The organism is Propioniciclava sp., from assembly GCF_029977985.1.
Taxonomy (GTDB): Bacteria; Actinomycetota; Actinomycetes; order Propionibacteriales; family Propionibacteriaceae; genus Propioniciclava.
This window is the reverse complement of record NZ_JARKOT010000129.1, coordinates 14,661-32,635: the sequence shown is the minus strand read 5'-3', so window position 1 is coordinate 32,635 and position 17,975 is coordinate 14,661. Positions and strand designations below refer to the sequence as shown.

Here is a 17,975-nt window from a genome sequence, read left to right as displayed (position 1 = left end):
TGAGCGTCTCGCCGGCCGACACTGCACCGACGAGGTCGGACGCCGCCCGGCTCAGGTCGGCGGTGCGAGCGAGCGCCTCGCGGATGCCGGGGCCCAACTCGGCCTCCAGGACGGGCAGCACCACCTCGCGGACGCGGACGCGGGCGAAGCGCCGGTCGGTGTTCATGGGGTCCGGCCAGGGTTCGACGCCGAGTTCGGCGCAACAGGCGGCGGTGACCTCGCGGCCCAGCCCGAGGAGTGGACGCAGGAACGGCCCGCGCTCCACCGGCATTCCGGCAAGCGACCGGACGCCCGACCCGCGGGCCAGCCCGAGCAGCACCGTCTCGGCCTGGTCGTCCAGGGTGTGGCCGAGCAGGATCCGTTCGCCCGGTCGGGCGGACGCCTCGAGCGCGGCGTACCGGGCGTCGCGGGCCGCGGCCTCCGGACCGCCACGGGTGCCCACGGCGACCCGGACGGCGACGGCGTCCAACCCGGCTTCCCGGAGGGAGGCGACGACACCGGTGGCGACGGCGTCCGAGCCCGGCTGGAGACCGTGATCGACGCAGACGGCACGCAGCGACGTGCCCCGGCTGGTGGCGACCAGGTGGGCGGCACGGGCGAGCGCGACGGAATCGGCGCCGCCGGAGCAGGCGACGAGCCACGCGGCGGCGTCGAGGGCCGAGACGGCCTGGACGACCGCGAGCGTCGCCGGCCCGAGCGCCCGGCGCGCCATCAGCCGTGGACGCGCGCGACCCAGCGCTGGGGATCGGCCATCTCCTCGGGCGTGGGCAAGTACGCCGGCGCGTCGTAGACGACGTTGAGCCCGTCGACGCCGACGCGGCCGATGACGGCGCGGCAGAACCGGGCGCCCTCGCGGTACTGGGCGAGCTTGAGGTCCATGCCGAGGAGCTTGTTGAGCAGCCTCGGCCACCCGCCGCGGTTGCGGCGGGCCTCGAAGACACGGCGGATGTGGGCGACCGACGGGACGACGGCCGGGCCGACACGGTCCATCATGTCGTCGGCGTAGCCCTCCAGCAGGCTCATCGCGGCGCCCACGCGCGCGAAGACCACGCGCTGCTCCGGGGTCAGGACCGCCTCGACGACGGAGGCGGCGGGGCGGCGTCCCTCCCGATGGCCGGGCAGACCCTCGGCGACCAGAGCGCCCATCTCGCCGATGAGGTGGCTCCGCAGCCACGGGGCTCGGGAGAACTGGAGGCGATGGGTCTGCTCGTGGAGGCAGATCCAGAGGCGGAAGTCGACGGGGTCGACGTCGATGACAGCCTCGATCTTGGCCACGTTCGGCGCGACGACGACCAGCTGCGGCTCGGCGAGGAACGGCAGCCACTGGCCGAGGATGCGTGTGCCGAGCACGGCGAGCGCGCCGCCGAGCTGGGCGCCGTTGGCGCGGGCGGCCGCATGGTCGAGGACGCCGTCGGTCTCGGGAAGCCCGCCGCCCGCCTCGTCGAGCATGGTGAGGGCCATGTCGACGTTCGCACCCAGCCAGGTGGGGCGATCGACGATGCGCATCGGCCCGCCGACCTGGGGCACGTCGAGCCCGGTCACCTCGGCAACCGGCGTCACGGACGCCTCCGCCGCCGCCCGGAGGCCGGCGACGAGGGCCTCGGCGGCCGGGGCGTCCAATGCGGGGCCGGGCGGCATGAGCGCCGTGCCGACGGCGGTGGCGGCGCGGGCGTCGATGTGCGGCAGGCTCGGCATGGCGCCCAGCTTACGGACCGCGTTGCCGCCCACAGGGCAACAGGTGCCGCCGGCGGTCAGCAGCCGCAGGACGCCAGCGTGGCCGACGCCTGGTCGAGCCAGGCGCGCGCCGACGTCTGCCCGGCCCCGCCGGACACCATGAACGCGAACACCAGCGGCTGTCCGTCCGTGGTGACCACGTAGCCGGTCAGGGTGTTGACGCCGCGGATGGTGCCCGTCTTGGCGCGCACCGTCCCGCGGCCGGCGAGGGCGTCCGGAGCCTCGAACCGTTCGGCGAGCGTCCCACTGACCGCGCCCACCGGCAGCCCCGTGATGACGGCGCGCAGGTCGTCGCGCTGCAGGCCGAGTTCGATGGCGCCCGCGAGGGCGTCCGGGGTGACCTGGTTGTCGGTGGCGATGCCGTTGCCGTCCAGGGCGGCCATGCCGTCGCTCCACAGGCCGAGGCGGGTGAGTTCCGTGCGCAGGGTCGCCGCCGCACTGCTCGGCGTGGGTTGGACGCCGCGGGCGAGGGCCACCTGCCAGGCGAGGGTCTCGGCGGCGTCGTTGTCGGAGTTCGTGAGCGACTGCTCGACGAGCGTCCGCACGGGGAGCGAGTCGACGTGGGCGAGCTCGTCTGCTCCGGCGGGGGTGGTCATCGGGTCGATGGCGGTGACCTCGACACCGTGCGCGCGGAGGGCGTCCGCGAAGCGCTCGGCGGCGAAGCGCGCCGGGTCGGGACTGCGCTCGTAGGACGGCGGGGCGATGCGGGCGTGGTCGGCCGTCAGGGCGGTGATCGGGGCCACCGATGAGGCGAAGATGTCCGGCCAGGCGGGGTTCCACCCCGGCCCGCCGAACAAAGAGGCGTCATAACCGAGCCGCACCTGCGTGACCCCCCGCCTCGTCAGTGCTGCCGCGGTCGCCGCGGCCAGTTGCTCGAGGGACGCCGGATGGGGGTAGTCCGGCGAGGTCGACGAGGTGAGCAGCGGATCGCCGCCGCCGCGCAGCACGAGGGAGCCGTCGGGGGCCAACAGGGCGGTGGTGGGGAACGTGGTGCCCGGGCCGAGCACGTCCAGCGCCACCACTCCCGAGAGCACCTTCATGGAGGAGGCCGGCGTCCGGGTGCCGCCCGCACCCAGGCGGGTGAGTTCGGTGCCGGTGCGGCCGTCCAGGACGACGCCGACGATGTCACCGCCGCCGGGGTTCGGGATCGCCGCCAGCCGCGCCGCGAGCACATCGGGATCGATGGGCCGGGCGTCCGGGAGGGCGTCCAGCACGGCAGCCGGCACCGTGCCTGTCTCCCGCGCCTCGAGGCGTCCCGAACCCACGGTGGGGTCGGCGTCCATCGCCTCGGTGAGGGGGACGCGCACGACCCAGGTGGCCGCGGCGACGCCGAGCGCCAGGATCCAGATGACCGCGGGCCAGAACCATCGGGCGTGCCGGCGTGGGCGTCGACGCGGGCGTTCGGCGAGAGTCACGCCACCACCTCCTGCTCGGCCTCGGGCGCGACTTCGGCCGGTTTGCCGCCGTCGCGTCCCACTATCGTGCCATTCGCTAGCCTGAGAACGTCCGATCTCCCACGAGCCAAAGGTGACCCACCATGCGCACCAAGTTCGATCGCCCCAAGATGAAGCCGGATCTCCACTTCGACGTGACCGTCGAGATCCCGAAGGGCACCAAGAACAAGTACGAGATGGACCACCACAACGGCCGCATCCGCCTCGACCGGACGCTGTTCACCTCGACGCAGTACCCGAACGACTACGGGTTCATCGAGGGGACGCTCGGCCAGGACGGCGATCCGCTCGACGCCATGGTGCTGCTGCAGGAAGCGACGTTCCCGGGGGCACTCATCGAGTGCCGGGCGATCGGCATGTTCCGCATGCAGGACGAGATGGGCGGCGACGACAAGGTCCTGTGCGTCCCGATCGCCGACATCCGGCAGCAGGCGCTGCGGAACCTCACTGACCTGCCCGACCTGACGCTCCTCGAGGTCGAGCACTTCTTCAGCGTCTACAAGGACCTCGAGCCCGGCAAGTCCGTCGAGGGTGCGGTGTGGGTGTCCCGGGAGGACGCCGAGGCCGAGATCCGGGCATCCTGGGACCGGGCGCGCGGCACCGACTACGAGAACGAGTTCACGCCGCCGCAGGGTGGCGACGCCCGGGACACGATCGGTGGCCTTCACGACGAGGAGCCGACGGACGCCTGACGCCGCAGGGGAGACGGCGAACCGTCGGGGCCGGTCACTAGCCTTGGACTCATGAGCCGACCGACACCGCGCCACACCCTGGCCCACCTGTCGGACCTCCACCTGACCGGCGACGGGTCAGGCGTCGGCGGGGTGGTCGAGCCGCGCGAACGCTTGGAGGCGGCACTGGCCGTCCTCACCTCGTGGCGCCTGCCTGTCGATGCGTGGGTGTTCTCGGGGGACTTGTCCGACGACGGGTCACCCGCGTCGTACGCCTGGCTGCACGATCGGGTGGCGGACGCCGCGGCGCAGGTCGGCGCCGCGGTGGTGTGGGGCAACGGCAACCACGACGAGGTCGGGGCCTTCCGCGCCGGGCTCGGGCTGCGCGGCTGGGCCGCGGTGAACACCGAGACGTTCGTGCGGGGGTTGCGCATCCTCACCGTGGACTCCAACCTCGCCGGTGTGCCCGAAGGGCTCGTGACCGTCCAGACGCTGGCGTGGCTCGACGGCCGGCTGGACGCCGCGGCTCCGGCCGGGACCGTCCTCGTCGTGCACCACGCCCCCGTGCCGCAGCCGCAGGATGCCGCCCATCTCTGGCCGCTCCTCAACGCCGACGCGTTGGCCGAGGTGGTGCGAGGGCGGGACGTGCGCGTGATCCTGTCGGGGCACTTCCACCAGACGGGCTTCGGGACGCTGGCCGGCGTGCCCGTGGCGATGGCAACGTCGCTGGCGTACACCCAGGACGTCGGCGTCTCCCCCGACCTACGCGGCCAGGCCGCCCACACGGGCTTCAACCTGGTGGAGCTGTACGACTCCTCCGTGGTCGTGACGGCCGTCCCGCTCGACCCGGGCGTCGGCGTCCACGAGGTCCTGACGAGCGAGGACGTCCGCGGCCGGCTGGCGTTCGACGACTGACGCGGCGCGTCCCCAGACCGGCAGAGGGACCCTGGGGGCAACCCTCAACCGGCGCTCCACCCCCTCCCGGTCGCCTACAGACGTGGTCGGCGTTCTGTACTAGCCTGAGGCCGTTCACCGCGCCCCAAGGAGCTTTCCAGTGAATCACATCCGCCGGATCGGCATGCCCATCGCGGCCCTCGCCCTCGTCTTCTCCGTCCTCGGTGCGCCGGCGGCGGATGCCATGCCGCGGCCGAAGCCGTCGACGGTCACCCGAGCGCTCACGGTGACCCGCGATCATCTGTCGCTGCCCGCCGATCAGGTGCCGGCTGCGGCCACCGACCGTCGCACCGCCGAGGCCGCCGCCGATGGCCGGCCAACGGCTCCCGAGACGGTCGACCTGGCCGCGGGTGCGACGGTTCAGTTCGCCGAAGCCGAGCTCACCGAGGACGTCGGCGTCGCCGGGGTGACGCTGCCCGAGGCCGCGCCGGGCGTCGAGATCTACGTCCGCCAGGTCGACGACGGAGTGCCGACGACGTGGACCCGCTTGGAACTGGACCATGCCGTGGATGGGGAATCCTCCGGCACCGAACCCGTGATCGTCACCCAGTCCGCCGGCGTGGACTCGACCACGGTCCAAGTGGCGACCGTCTCCACTGCCGCCGTCGCGGCCCAGTTGTCGGTGGTGTCGACGGCGACGACCGCTGCCGATGCGGCCGCCAGCCAACTCGCGTGGTCGAACCCCGAGATCCGCAGTCGCGCCGCATGGGGGGCCAACGAGAGCCTCGTGCAGAACCCCTACACCTACGCGAAGGTCACCGGCGCGATGGTGCACCACACCGCCGGGACCAACTCCTACACCCCCGAGCAGGTGCCCTCGATCCTGCGTGCGATCCAGGAGTACCACGTGAACAGCCGCGGCTGGAACGACATCGCGTACAACGTGCTCGTCGACAAGTTCGGTCGCGCCTGGGAAGGCCGCGGGGGCCGCGTCGACCGCCCGGTCCAGGGCGGGCACGCGTATGGCGTCACGAACGCGCGCGTGTTCGGCATCTCGCTCATGGGCGACTTCGAGAGCGTCGATCCGACGCAGTCCATGATCGACACCACGGCGCGGGTCATCGCGTGGAAGTTCCGCCTGCACGGCGTGGATCCGAACGTGGCCACGTGGGGTTCCGGCGGTCAGGACGGCGGCAGCATCCACCTGAAGGCCATCTCGATGCACCGCGACGAGAACGCGACCGACTGCCCCGGCAGCAAGGTGGCCGCGCGCATCCCGGAGATCCGCTCGCAGGTCGTGAGGCTGCTCAGCAGTGACTACCCCGATCCGGGCCTCGTCGGCTTCGACCCCGGCAACATCATCGGTGACGCCGAGTTCTACGACCGCGGCGCGTTGAACGCGCTCGACATCAAGAACTTCATCGAAGGCAAGGGCGTCGACTGCGTGAACGCGCCGGACGGCACCCCGTGTCTCAAGAACTACCGCGGGGACGTGCCGGCGATGGCCGCCACCTCGTACTGCGACGCCATTCAGGCGCGGACCGGCTACGCGCCGTGGGACATGATCGCCGACGTCTCCCGGGCGTGCGGGGTCAGCCCGAAGGTGCTGCTCGTGCTCCTCCAGAAGGAACAGGGGCTCGTGACGGCCTCCGGCACCGGTCTCACGGCGGCCCGCTACGAGCGGGCGACCGGCGTGGGCTGCCCCGACGGCGCCGCCTGCGATCCCGCCTACGCAGGCTTCTTCCGTCAGGTCTACGGTGCCGCCGAACGCTTCGAGCGGTACCGGCTCGACGGGGCCGATTACCGCTACAAGGTCGGGCAGAACTCCATTCAGTTCCACCCCAACCTGTTGTGCGGCACGGCGAGCGTGACCATCGCCAACCAGGCAACGGCCGGGCTGTACAACTACACGCCGTATGTCCCGAACGCAGCCGCGCTCGCGACGGCGACCGGGAGTGGCGACTCGTGCTCCAGCTACGGAAACCGCAACTTCTACCGCTACATGCGGCTCTGGTTCCCCGACTCGGTCTCCAAGTCGGGCGCCGCGCCCATCCAGGCGACGCCGATCATCTCCAACCAGCTGTTCGCGATGAGCGGCACCGGCACGGTCCGGCTCGCGGGGGCCAACCGCTATGCGACAGCGGCCGCCATCTCGAGCTCGATTGCCCCGGCTTACCACGGCGCGGTCTACCTGGCTCGCGCCGACTCCTTCCCGGACGCCCTCGCCGCCGGCCCGGTGGCGTACGCGAACGGCGCGCCGATCCTTCTGGTCGGCCAGAACACGGTTCCGGACGCCGTCCGTGCCGAACTCGCCCGTCTCAAGCCCAGCAAGATCATCGCCATCGGCGGTGACGCTGCCATCTCGGCCGGGGCTCTCGACGCGGCGAAGGCCGCCGCCGGCGGCGTCCCGACCGAACGGATCCAGGGCGCGAACCGGTACGAGACCGCGGCCAACCTCGCCGGCGACGCACTCCCCGGAACGATCTACATCGTCTCCGGCCAGGGCTTCGCGGACGCGCTCGCCACCGGTCCGGCAGCGGCGCGCAGCCAGTCGCGGATCCTGCTCACGGCTCAGGGGGACCTGCCGGCAGCCACGCGCGCGCGGCTGATCGATCTCAAGCCCACCCGCGTCGTCGTGGTGGGCGGGACCGCCGCGGTGAGCCAGAACGTCTTCGACCAAGTGAAGTCGTCTTTGCCGGGCACCTCAGTGCAGCGGGTCGCCGGTGCGGATCGCTACGCCACGGCCGCCGAGGTCGCCAAGGCGTCCTGGGGTTCCGGGGCGGAGCGCGTGTTCCTCGCGTCGGGCGAGCAGTTCCCCGACGCCCTCTCGGGCACGCCCGCGGCCGCAGCGAGCGACGCTCCCCTGCTGCTGACCCGGTCCACGTGCCGCCCGCAGGCGACCAGCGCGACGCTCTCTGCCTTCAAGCCGGCGCTGACCGTCATCCTGGGCGGTACCGCAGCCGTCTCGGACGACCCGCGGACCTGCTGATCACGGGCCCTCACCGCGAGGGTCGGTGTTCAGCGCGGCGTGCGCCCCTCGACGACCGGCTGACCGGCGTTGATCCAGGCCATGGTGCCGCCGTCGATGGAGACGGCCCGGATGCCTTGGGCGACCATGAGGTCTGCCATGGCCTGGCTTCGCTGGCCGGAGCGGCAGATGACATACACCACTTCGTCCCGCGGCAACGCCGCCAGATGCGGCGTGATGTTGCTCATCGGTGCGAAGATCGCCCCGGGGACGTGCCCCGACACGTACTCGTCCGCCTCGCGCACGTCGACCACCGTCACGTCGTCGCCGTGGCGACCCACGAAATCGTCCATGGAAATCCTGTCGGCCATGGCCCCACCTTTCTCGCGTTTGGCACTTGAGGCTATACCCCCTAGGGTATATCCAGACAAGGAGGTTCCACCATGATCGAGATCATTCCCATCGACACCCCGAGCCTCGGCGACCGCAGCTACGTGGCCCACGACGGCACCGTCGCCCTCGTCGTCGACCCGCAGCGCGACATCGACCGCGTCCTCAAGGTCACCGAAGAGGCGGGCGTCAGGATCACCCACATCTTCGAGACGCACATCCACAACGACTACGTCACGGGCGGATACGCGCTCGCACAGCAGCTGGGGGCGGCCTATCACGTCAACGCCGACGACCCCGTCAGCTTCGAGCGGGTCGGTGTGCGCGACGGCGACGTCATCGCCGTGGGCGAGATGAGCGTCCGCGTCATCGCGACCCCCGGCCACACGTTCACCCATCTCTCCTACGCCCTCTCGGACGGCACGGAAGAGGTCGGCGTGTTCACCGGCGGCTCGCTGCTGTTCGGCTCCACCGGCCGCCCGGACCTGCTCGGCCCGGATCACACCGATGCGCTGGTCCACCACCAGTACGCCTCGGCCCACCGCCTCGCCGACGAACTCCCGGACGCCGCCAGGGTCCTCCCCACGCACGGCTTCGGCAGCTTCTGCTCCGCCACCCAGGCCTCCGCGGACCGTTCCACCATCGGCATCGAGAAGGCGGAGAATCCGGCCCTCACCCAGTCCGAGGAGGACTGGGTCGCCGACCTTCTCGAGGGGCTCGACAAGTGGCCTGCGTACTACGCCCACATGGCCCCCGCCAACTCCGCCGGCCCGGACGCCCCCGACCTGTCGGCTCCCGAGCCGGCCGACGCCGCCACCCTGCGCCGGCGCATCGAGGCCGGCGAGTGGGTCGTCGACGTCCGCAACCGGGTGGCGTTCGCGGCCGGCCACGTTCCGGGCACGTTCAACGCCGGCCTGGAGGGCCAGTTCGCCACCTACGTGGGCTGGCTCATCCCGTGGGGCACGCCCCTGACCATCCTCGCCAACACCCCCGAGGAGGTCGCCGAGGCGCAGCGCGAGCTCGTCCGCATCGGCATCGACCGCCTCGCCGGCGGCGCCAGCGGCCGCCCGGAGGACTGGACGGACGCCCCCCTGGCCAGCTACCCGCGCGCCACCTTCGCCGACCTCCGCGACGTGCGGCACCACCGCGAGGTGGTCGTCCTCGACACCCGCCGCCGCCTCGAATGGGAAGACGGTCACATCGAGGGCGCCACCCACGTCCCCCTCCACGACCTGCTCCACGCGCTCGATCAGGTGCCGGACGGCGAGGTCTGGGTGCACTGCGCGGGCGGCTATCGGGCCGCACTGGCGGCGTCCATCCTCCTCGCGCACGGCCGCACGGTGGTGCACGTCGACGACAGCTTCGCCAACGCCGGGCCCGCCGGACTGCCCATCAGCACGTCGTGACGCTCGTCTGGGCCGTCGTTGCCGGGCTCGCCGTGGGACTCGTCCTCGGTGCGCTCGGCGGCGGCGGCGCCATCCTGACCATCCCCGTGCTCACCTACGTGCTCGGCATGGGGGTCACCGAGGCCACGACCGCCTCCCTCGTGGTGGTGGGACTCTCGTCGCTGGTCGCTGTCGTCGCGCACGCGCGCGCGGGCCGCGTCGACTGGGCCCGTGGCCTGGTCTTCGCCGCGGTCGGAGCGGTGGGGGCGGTCGCGGGCTCCTTCCTGTCCCGCGGTCTCGATCCCCAGTGGCTCATGGTCTCGTTCGGCGTCCTGCTCGTCGTGGTGGCGCTGCTCATGCTCCGCCCCGGAGGCACCCCACACCCGGACGCCGCCCCCGCCGACCTGCGCGACCCGCGTCGGGCCGCCCTCACCGGGGGCACCGGGCTGGGCGTCGGCGTCCTCACCGGGTTCTTCGGCGTGGGGGGCGGGTTCGCGATCGTGCCTGCGCTCACACTCGTCCTCGGGCTGGCGATGCCGACCGCCGCCGCGACGTCGCTGCTCGTCATCGCCCTGAACAGCGCGGCCGCTCTGGTCACCAAGTTGAGCCTCGGCGTCCAGTTGGACTGGACGCTCGTCGCCGCCCTCACCGCCGCGACGATGGTGGGCTCGCTCGCCGGCACCCGGATCGCCGGTCGGGCCGACCCACGCGCCCTCAAGCGGGCGTTCGCGTTCCTCCTCGTCTGCGTCGGGATCTACACGGTCGTTTCGAGCGCGCTCGCGCTCGCCGCCTGAGCCTTCACGGAAGCTTCACGAACCCCCCACGGACGCCTCACGCGGCGTCCGTAGCGTCGTGGGCACACGATCACAAAGGAGCCGATCATGAACAGGACCCGCATCCTCGCCCTCGCCGCCGCCGGCACGATCGCCGCCGGCACGCTGGGCGTCGTCGGCCTCGCCCAGGCCGCCCCCCGCACGCCGCTGCCCGACACGTCGGGGACGACGGCGTCCACGCAGCTCACGCAAGACCTGCGCTTCATGCGCGAGGAGGAGCGGATGGCCCGCGACCTCTACGCCGCCCTCGCCGCCGAGCACGACGGCACCCGCCCGTTCAGCATGATCACCCGCGCGGAGAATCAGCACTGGACCGCCGTCGGCGTCGTGCTGACGCGCTACGGCATCGACGACCCCTCCGCCGGGCTGGCGGCCGGCGACTACGCCTTCGACGAACTCGACACCCTGTACGCCGACCTGTTCGCCCAGGGCAAGGACTCCCTCGACGGCGCCCTGGCCGCGGGCGTGTCCGTGGAGAAGGCCGACATCGCCGACCTCACCGAGGTCATCGCGCGCACCACCGCGGCCGACGCGAAGCAGCTCTTCGAGAACCTCCTGGCCGGCTCCCAGAACCACCTCGCAGCGTTCTCCGGCGAGGTCACTCCGGGCGCCGGGCGGGGCATGCAGGGCCGCGGCCCAGGCGCCCAGAACCGGGACCCGCAGGGCCAGCAGAACCAGCAGGGCGGCCCGGGCATGCAGGGTCGCGGTGGGCCGGGCCGTGGCCTGCAGCAGGGGGCCGGAACGCAGGACTGCCCGCTGCGGTGAGGTTCAGGACGCCGCCGGTGCCGCCGGCAGCGTGAGGACGAACGTGGCGCCGCGTCCGCGGCCCTCGGAGCGAGCGACGAGCTCGCCGCCGTGGTCGCGGGCGAGGCGCCGCGCCAGCGTGAGGCCGATGCCGGAACCGGTGTCCGACCCGGGGCTGCGGCGGTCGGGCACGCGGTAGAAGCGTTCGAAGACCCGCTCGAGGTCGGCCGCAGCGAGGCCCTCCCCGGTGTCGGCGACCGTGACCTCGGTCATGCCATCGTCCCCCGCGGCGGAGCGGGCCACGCGCAGCGTGATCGCGCCACCGGGCCCGGTCGCCCGGATCGCATTCCCGACGAGGTTGGTGACGATCTGGGCGACGCGGTCCGGGTCTGCCACGACAGGGACCACACCGGCGGCGTCCACCTGCAGGGTCAGACCGGCGTCGGCGACCTGGGGGCGGAGGCGCTCGGCGGCGTCGGCGACGACGCGGGCGAGGTCGCACCGGACCGGGGCGATCGCGAGCCGGCCCTCCTCGGTGCGCGACAGCAAAGACAGGTCGTCGGAGAGCCGGCGCAGGCGGCGCGACTCGTCGCCGAGGCGACCGAGGTGCTCGGCGTCGGCCGGCCAGATGCCGTCGATCATGCCCTCGACCGTGCCGTCGATCACCGTGAGCGGCGTGCGCATCTCGTGGGCCACCTCGCCCAGGAGGCGGGTGCGGCGGCGTTCGGTGTCGTCGAGGGCGGCCGCGAGGGTGCGCACGTCGGCGGCGAGGCCGTCGAGTTCGGCGGTCCCGGCGTCGGGCACCTGGACGCCGTAGTCGCCGCCGGCGATGCGCCGGGTGGCCTCGCGGACCTGGTTGAGGGGCCGAACGAGGCGGAACGCCGCGAAGGCGCCAAACAGCGCCGCAACGGTGACGCCGACGATCGCCCCAACGACGAGCGCCGCGGTGACGTCCCCCGCGATCGCGAGGCGCAGGCCGCCCATCTGGCCGCGCCCGGCGCCGGGTCCCCCACCCTGCATCTCGGCGCGGCGCCACGAGGCGTCGAACAGGGCAGGCGCGAGCAGTTGGACGATGACGAACGTCGCGACCCCCGCGATCGCCGCGACCGCGACGTGGGACGCGATGAGCCGGACACTGAGCCGCCGCACTGCTAGGCCCCCTTCGGTTTGAGCCGGAACTTGTAGCCCACGCCGCGGACGGTCCCGACCATGCGTGGCGCCGTGGCGTCGTCGCCGAGGGCGTGACGCAGGGTGCGGACGTGCACGTCCACCACCCGTTCGTCGCCGTAGAAGTCGTAGCCCCACACCGATTCGAGCAACTGCGCGCGTGAGAACACCCGCCCCGGCGAGGCGGCGAGGGCGGCGAGGATGTCGAAGTCGAGCGCGGTCAGCTCGACGGGGCCGGCGTCCGTGGCGACCTCGCGGCGCGGTACGTCCACGGTGAGTCCGTCGAAGCGGAGGACGCCGTCGTCCGTCTTCCCCGAACCGTCGGACGCCGCCGGTCGGGTCCGGCGCAGCACCGTCCGGACACGGGCCACGACCTCGCGGGGGCTGAACGGCTTGGTCACGTAGTCGTCGGCGCCCGAGCCGAGGCCGACGAGCTTGTCGACCTCGTCGGCCCGGGCGGTGACGAGGATGACGGGCACGTCGGCGGCGGTGGCGCGCAGGCGTGCCAGAACATCCAGGCCCGAGGCGTCCGGGAGCCCGACATCGAGAAGGACGAGGTCGACGCCCCCGGCGGCAACGGCGTCCACGACGGGTCCTCCCGAGCCGAGCTCGCTGACGGTGAAATGATCGGCCTCCAGGTAGGCGCGCAGCACCGCGCGGATCTGGGACTCGTCGTCGACGACCAGGATGTGCACGCCTCCATCCTGCCGCGTAGAGAGGCTCGCCGGTCGAGCCGGTCGGGAGCACGGTCTACCATCGCCTCGTGCGCGACCTGACCCGGCTTCCCAAGGCGCACCTGCATCTGCACTTCACCGGCTCGATGAGCATCCCCACGTTGGTGCGGCTGGCGCAGGCCCGTGGCGTCCAACTGCCAGAGGCGCTCGTGGACTCAGTCGCGCTGGACGTGCCCGCCGGCAAGCGCGGCTGGTTCCGCTTCCAGCGGTTCTACGACATCGCCCGAGCGGTCGTGAAGGGGGAGGACGCCCTCCGCGAGGTCGTGCGGGCGGCCGCGTCCGACGATGCGGCGGAGGGGTCGCGCCGCTTGGAGATCCAGGTCGACCCCACGTCGTACGCCGCCTCGGTGGGCGGGCTGCAGCCGGCGCTGGAGATCATCCTCGACGAGGCGCAAGTCGCCTCCCGCGAGGTGGGGATCCAGGTGGGGGTGATCGTGGCGGCCTCCCGCATCAGGCACCCGTTCGACGCCCGCACGCTCGCCCGGCTGGCCGCACGCTACGCCGGCCAGGGGCCGGGTCAGGTGTGCGCGTTCGGCCTCAACAACGACGAATGGGAGGGGCCGACCGCCGAGTGGGACGGCGCGTTCCGGATCGCCCGGCGAGCCGGCCTGCCCGGGGTGCCGCACGGCGGCGAACTGCGCGGGCCGGACCACGTGCGCGAGGTCTTCGCGCACTTGGAGCCGACGCGGCTCGGGCACGGCGTCCGGGCATCGGAGGACCCGGCGCTGCTGGCCGAGCTCGTGGCGTCGGGGGTGGCGTTCGAGGTGTGCCCGGCGTCCAACGTGCACCTCGGCGTCTATCCGACGCTCGCCGACGTGCCCCTGCGGACGCTGTTGGACGCCGGCGCGCAGGTCGCGCTCGGCGCCGACGACCCGCTGCTGTTCCTGGCGCGCTTGAACGACCAGTACGCCGCCGCCCGCGACGTGCACGCCCTGTCGGACGCCGAACTGGCGGGGCTGGCGTCCGCGTCGATCGACGCCTCGTTCGCGCCGGACGAAGACAAGGCAGCTTGGCGGGCCGAGGTGGCAGCCTGGCTGGCGTCCAGCTGACGTCGCACCACCGCTCGCCCCCGAGCGCACCGGCGGCGTCCCGTGGCCTGACCTACCTTCTTGACCTAGGAAATCAGGACACGTGCCACGATTCCCTATGTCACAAACGTGACACCCCCCGCGGGCGTGGCCCCCCGCGTCGGGCCTCGCGCCAACGGAGAGGATCCCGTGCACGACTTCACCCATCACGTCCGTGGACGCCGGCTCGTCTTGTCCGCCGACGAGGCGTTCGGGTTCTACGCCACCACGGTGCTCGGTTACTTCGCCGACCTCGTGGACCAGTGGCGCGACGGGATGACCGTCCGCGTCGGGTGGGCGCTGTTCCGGCTCGCCTACGACGCCGAGGGCGACGGCGCCCGGATCCAGTCCCCGACGTACGGCACCTCACCCGAGCTCACGTTCACCGACGACTGTTCGCTCGGACTCTGGGTGCAGGCGGGCCAGGCGGCGACGCTCCTGAAGGCGAACGTCGACCCCCTCGACTGCGGCTACGACGACCGCATCATCTACCACCACGACGCCCTGGCCTCGCCGCGCATCTACCTCGAACGCCAAGGCAATACGCAGCCCGGCGATTCGGGCTGGTACGTCGGCCCGCTGCCGCCGACCACGCAAGCCAGCCCGGACAACCTCGTCTCGGTCCACACCTTCCAGCTCACGACGGTCCGCCCCGAGATCATGAAGCTCCTCATGCTGCCCGCCGGCACGATCGCCCTGGTCGACGGCCACACGGTCGAGGAGGTCGTCGACGCCGACGACCGTGTTCTCATCCGGGGCCCCTACTGATCACGCCCCGCGCGGCCGCGTGGATCTTGAACGCCGACACCGAGGGCGACCCCGCCTCCACGAACCGCCACGGCCGGTCGTGCGCCCGCGACACGTTCACCCGTGGGCCGGCGTCGACGGCGTCCGGACGCCCCCCGCCCAGCAGCCGCACCCGGCCCCCGGCAAGCAGGTCCACGCCGTTGTCGGCCGGGGTGATGCCCAGCGCCCGCGTCAGGTTCCCCGGCCCCCGCGCCAGCCAGGCGTCCCGCACCCCCGGACGCCGCGCCCGCGCCTGGTCGAGCCCGGACACCACCTCGCCCGCCCGCAGGAGCACCGCCGTCGCGATGCCCGCCGGCCCGCACACCACGTTGCAGCACGCATGACCGTGCAGCTGGTACACATACAGCCGGCCCGCCGGCCCGAACATCACTGCGTTGCGCCGCGTCCGGCCGCGCCACGCGTGGGAGGCCGGATCGTCGGCCCCCTCGTAGGCCTCCACCTCCACCAGCCGGACGCCGACGCCGCCGCCGGCCCACAGCACGCAGCCCAGCAACTCCGGCGCCACCACGAGCCCTCGGCGGGTCAGGTCGGGAAGCGCCGGGTCTTCCGGGGCGCTCACGCCGCCCCGAACCGCGCCGCGTTCCGGGCGCGAGCCTTGGCGGCCTCGACCTCGCGGTCCTTGGCGGGCGCGACGGTGGACAGCGCGTTGAGCAGCCGCTGCGTCGCGGCCTCGACCTCGGCGACCGCCGTGTCGAAGGCGGCCTGGTTGGCGAGCGACGGCTTGTTCATGCCCGACACCTTGCGCACATACTGCAGCGACGCGGCGTGCACCTCGTCCGGGTAGGCGGGCGGCTCGAAGTTGAACAGCGGGCGGATGTTGCGGCACATGCCGCCCACCCTGCCACGCGTCAAGCGGTCCGGGCGAGGGCGGCGTCCACGTGCTTGCGCAGGGCGGGCGCCGGCTGGGCGCCCAGGATGCGGTCGACGACCTGGCCCTCGTGCAGCAGCAGCACGAGCGGGATGCTCTGCGCCTGATAGCGCTGCGCCGCCTGCGGTGACGTGTCCACGTTGACCTTGACCACCTTGATACGCCCTGCGTACTCGACGCTCAGCCGCTGCAGGATGGGCGCGATCATGCGGCACGGCCCACACCACGGCGCCCACAGGTCGAGCACGACGAGCAGCTTCGTGTCGAGGGCGGCGGCCAGGGTGGCGTCTCCCGCGTCCACCAACCAGGGAAGGTCCGCCTTGCACGCGGCGCAGCGGGGGCGTCCGGACGCCGTCGCCGGCAGGCGGTTCTTGGTCGCGCAGGCGGGACAGGCGACGACGTCGCCGGCGCTCACCAGCCGCCCCCGCCGCCGCCGCCGAAGCCACCGCCGCCGGAGAAGCCGGAACCACCCGACGAGCCGGCCGTCGCGGCCGTCTGGGCGGTCACCGCTGCGTGCATCGACGAACTGAGGTTCCCGGCGAGCGAGTTCAGCGAGTTGCCGAAGGCGTAGCCGTAGAAGTAGCCGTGGGGCCCCACGTACCAGTCGTCGGGCTGATACCGCCCCTGCGCGGCGAGATCGGCGAAGATCTTCGCCCAGCGGTCGGCCACGCCGAACACGATGGCGTACGGCAGGTAGCGGGAGAAGACGTCGATGCCCTCCTCGAACCTGATCTGGTCGGCCTCCGCGGTGCGCAGGTACAGTTCGAACCCTTTCGCCTCGGCGAGGACCGCCGACCCCTCGGCGGTCCGCCGGGGGAACTTGTGCGCGAGGGCGATCACGAGCAGCCCGGTGACGACGAACGGGATGCCGACGAGGCCGAGTCCGGCGATGAAGGCCAGGGCGCCGCCCACGACCACGCCCAGGATGATGATGGCTCCCCCCATGAGGGCGGCGAGCACGCGCGCGTCGGAGGGCTTGCTCACGAACCAGCGCAGATCGCGGGTGACGCGATCGTAGAGCCGTGACCGGACGCCGGGCAGGAGTTCGTGGTAGGCCTTGTCGCGCAGGTCGGCGGTGGTGACCTGGCCTCCCGCGCGGAACAGAGTGTCCACGACGTGCTGCTCGGCCTGGGTGAGGCTGTCGGCAGGCGCGCGGCGTGTGAAGCGCCAGTTGTCTTTGCCAGCTTCGCTGATCTGGAAGTGCCCGCGCACGGCCAGGTCGACGATCGTTGCGGTGACGTCGACATCGTCGGCCGTCGCGTCCGTCAGGACGCCGATCTCGCCCGGGCGCGTGTTCTTCGGCGGCGTGAACGCCACCGCCACGGGCGCCGAAACGCTGCTCCGGCCCACCTTGGTCTCGGCGCCGGGCGCCGGCCGCACACCGGGGGTGAGCCCGAGGTAGACCTCGTCGCGGGCCGAGCGACGCGTGCGGAGCAGCACGAGGCCGACACCGAGGACCGTGCCGAGACCGGCGATCGTGCCCGAAACGGGCGTCAGCGGGATGAGGTTCCCCAGGTGGTAGCGCTTGGCGTAGACGGGCTCGGCGTCGGTGAACGTGCCGGCAGGGAAGCCGGCGACGGCCTGCAGCCCTTCACCGGGGGCGAGGCCAGTGTGCCGGTAGGTGGCGGTCGCGGCCGTCGCTTCGGCGGTGCAGGGGTCCGTGTAGGACGACCCCCACCAGCACTTCGCCTCGTGGATGTTGGTGGGGCCGGTGACGGTCGCGGTGACGTCGGCGAGCGGCACCTGCCAGCCCAGCCCGATCACGTTCCAGTTGACCTCGTCCATGCCGCTGGCGGCCTGGTTGGGCGCGATCAGGCCGCGGGCCGTGTAGGTCACCGAGTACGACTGGACCCCGGACACCTCCACGTCGGGGTCGCCGATCCGGATGACGAGCGATCCGTCCTCGTGGGTCGTCTCGACGTCGGTGGGTGCTCCCGTGGAACTGGTGACCTGGCCGAGGTTCACGTCGACGAGACGCCACACGTCCGGGTTGCCCTCGACGCGCTGGCGTTCCACCAGGGTCAGGAACGGACCGTGCCCCGGTGTGGCGGCAAAGTCGAAGTCGAAGTTGACGGTGATCGTCGCGAGCCCGGCGCGGTCGAAGCGTGCGGTCGCGTCGTAGCGCGCGATCCGCCAGTCCGACGGCGTGTCGTCGTCGGCGCGGGCCGCGGTGGGCGCCCCCACGAGCAGGGCGAGAGTGAGCAGGGCGAGGGAGAGTGCACGCAGGGTCCTGTGCATGCTCCCACGCTACCCGGCCGG

The 17,975-nt window shown here is 72.6% G+C and carries 17 protein-coding genes and 1 pseudogene; 8 read left to right on the top strand and 10 right to left on the bottom strand.

Annotated elements, in window-relative coordinates:
• The 3 genes from tilS to dacB form a co-directional block, all read right to left on the bottom strand.
• Window positions 1-712, bottom strand: a 712-nt coding sequence (tilS, locus tag Q1K57_RS08310; RefSeq protein ID WP_300080868.1) for a tRNA lysidine(34) synthetase TilS, incomplete at its 3' end; no start/stop codon positions are given.
• Entirely contained in the window at window positions 712-1,695 is a 984-nt protein-coding gene (locus tag Q1K57_RS08305) for a zinc-dependent metalloprotease (protein WP_300080865.1), read from the bottom strand. The genes Q1K57_RS08305 and tilS, both read right to left, overlap by 1 nt.
• Window positions 1,696-1,751: 56 nt before the next feature.
• Window positions 1,752-3,149: a D-alanyl-D-alanine carboxypeptidase/D-alanyl-D-alanine-endopeptidase gene (gene dacB / locus Q1K57_RS08300; RefSeq protein ID WP_300080862.1), complete on the bottom strand. Its 1,398-nt coding sequence runs from the start codon at window positions 3,147-3,149 to the stop codon at window positions 1,752-1,754.
• A gap of 122 nt (window positions 3,150-3,271) precedes the next feature.
• Between dacB and Q1K57_RS08295 the strand changes: the two are divergent.
• From Q1K57_RS08295 to Q1K57_RS08285, 3 genes and pseudogenes are all read left to right on the top strand, one after another.
• Window positions 3,272-3,802, top strand: a pseudogene (locus Q1K57_RS08295) (inorganic diphosphatase); the annotation flags it as partial.
• Window positions 3,803-3,931: 129 nt separating this feature from the next.
• Window positions 3,932-4,774 carry a metallophosphoesterase gene (locus Q1K57_RS08290; protein ID WP_300080860.1) on the top strand — a complete coding sequence of 281 codons (843 nt, stop codon included), beginning with the start codon at window positions 3,932-3,934 and terminating at the stop codon, window positions 4,772-4,774.
• A gap of 139 nt (window positions 4,775-4,913) precedes the next feature.
• Window positions 4,914-7,742: a cell wall-binding repeat-containing protein gene (locus Q1K57_RS08285; RefSeq protein ID WP_300080857.1), complete on the top strand. Its 2,829-nt coding sequence runs from the start codon at window positions 4,914-4,916 to the stop codon at window positions 7,740-7,742.
• A 29-nt stretch (window positions 7,743-7,771) separates the two neighbouring features.
• Here Q1K57_RS08285 and Q1K57_RS08280 read toward each other — a convergent pair whose 3' ends face one another.
• Entirely contained in the window at window positions 7,772-8,092 is a 321-nt protein-coding gene (locus Q1K57_RS08280) for a rhodanese-like domain-containing protein (RefSeq protein ID WP_300080854.1), read from the bottom strand.
• A gap of 72 nt (window positions 8,093-8,164) precedes the next feature.
• Between Q1K57_RS08280 and Q1K57_RS08275 the strand changes: the two genes are divergently transcribed.
• From Q1K57_RS08275 to Q1K57_RS08265, 3 genes are all read left to right on the top strand, one after another.
• Window positions 8,165-9,517 (top strand): MBL fold metallo-hydrolase, encoded by a 1,353-nt coding sequence (locus Q1K57_RS08275; RefSeq protein ID WP_300080851.1) that lies wholly within the window; start codon window positions 8,165-8,167, stop codon window positions 9,515-9,517.
• Complete coding sequence (locus Q1K57_RS08270) at window positions 9,514-10,290, top strand: sulfite exporter TauE/SafE family protein (RefSeq protein WP_300080848.1); 777 nt, start codon at window positions 9,514-9,516, stop codon at window positions 10,288-10,290. Before Q1K57_RS08275 ends, Q1K57_RS08270 begins: the two co-directional genes overlap by 4 nt.
• Window positions 10,291-10,377: 87 nt before the next feature.
• Entirely contained in the window at window positions 10,378-11,094 is a 717-nt protein-coding gene (locus Q1K57_RS08265) for a DUF2202 domain-containing protein (protein ID WP_300080845.1), read from the top strand.
• Window positions 11,095-11,097: 3 nt separating this feature from the next.
• Here the strand turns inward: Q1K57_RS08265 and Q1K57_RS08260 are convergent, their stop codons facing one another.
• The gene (locus Q1K57_RS08260) at window positions 11,098-12,222 is read right to left on the bottom strand and encodes a HAMP domain-containing sensor histidine kinase (protein ID WP_300080842.1); all 1,125 of its coding nucleotides are present in this window, start codon (window positions 12,220-12,222) and stop codon (window positions 11,098-11,100) included.
• 2 nt (window positions 12,223-12,224) lie between these two features.
• Window positions 12,225-12,935: a response regulator transcription factor gene (locus tag Q1K57_RS08255; RefSeq protein WP_300080839.1), complete on the bottom strand. Its 711-nt coding sequence runs from the start codon at window positions 12,933-12,935 to the stop codon at window positions 12,225-12,227.
• Between the two features lie 68 nt (window positions 12,936-13,003).
• Here Q1K57_RS08255 and Q1K57_RS08250 point away from each other — a divergent pair, with 68 nt between their 5' ends.
• Window positions 13,004-14,023 (top strand): adenosine deaminase, encoded by a 1,020-nt coding sequence (locus Q1K57_RS08250; RefSeq protein ID WP_300080836.1) that lies wholly within the window; start codon window positions 13,004-13,006, stop codon window positions 14,021-14,023.
• A 168-nt stretch (window positions 14,024-14,191) separates the two neighbouring features.
• Window positions 14,192-14,809 carry a hypothetical protein gene (locus Q1K57_RS08245; RefSeq protein WP_300080833.1) on the top strand — a complete coding sequence of 206 codons (618 nt, stop codon included), beginning with the start codon at window positions 14,192-14,194 and terminating at the stop codon, window positions 14,807-14,809.
• Here Q1K57_RS08245 and Q1K57_RS08240 read toward each other — a convergent pair.
• From Q1K57_RS08240 to Q1K57_RS08225, 4 genes are read right to left on the bottom strand one after another with little or no spacing between them, the layout of a single operon-like run.
• The gene (locus Q1K57_RS08240) at window positions 14,790-15,407 is read right to left on the bottom strand and encodes a DNA-3-methyladenine glycosylase (RefSeq protein ID WP_300080830.1); all 618 of its coding nucleotides are present in this window, start codon (window positions 15,405-15,407) and stop codon (window positions 14,790-14,792) included. The genes Q1K57_RS08245 and Q1K57_RS08240 overlap by 20 nt on opposite strands.
• A complete protein-coding gene (locus tag Q1K57_RS08235; protein ID WP_300080827.1) occupies window positions 15,404-15,676 on the bottom strand; it encodes a DUF2277 domain-containing protein in 273 nt (90 codons plus the stop codon). The genes Q1K57_RS08240 and Q1K57_RS08235 overlap by 4 nt, the downstream gene beginning before the upstream one ends.
• A 20-nt stretch (window positions 15,677-15,696) precedes the next feature.
• Window positions 15,697-16,131, bottom strand: a complete 435-nt coding sequence (gene trxA / locus Q1K57_RS08230) for a thioredoxin (protein ID WP_300080824.1) — start codon at window positions 16,129-16,131, stop codon at window positions 15,697-15,699.
• Window positions 16,128-17,954 (bottom strand): DUF2207 domain-containing protein, encoded by a 1,827-nt coding sequence (locus tag Q1K57_RS08225; RefSeq protein WP_300080821.1) that lies wholly within the window; start codon window positions 17,952-17,954, stop codon window positions 16,128-16,130. Before Q1K57_RS08225 ends, trxA begins: the two co-directional genes overlap by 4 nt.
• Window positions 17,955-17,975: the final 21 nt, after the last annotated feature.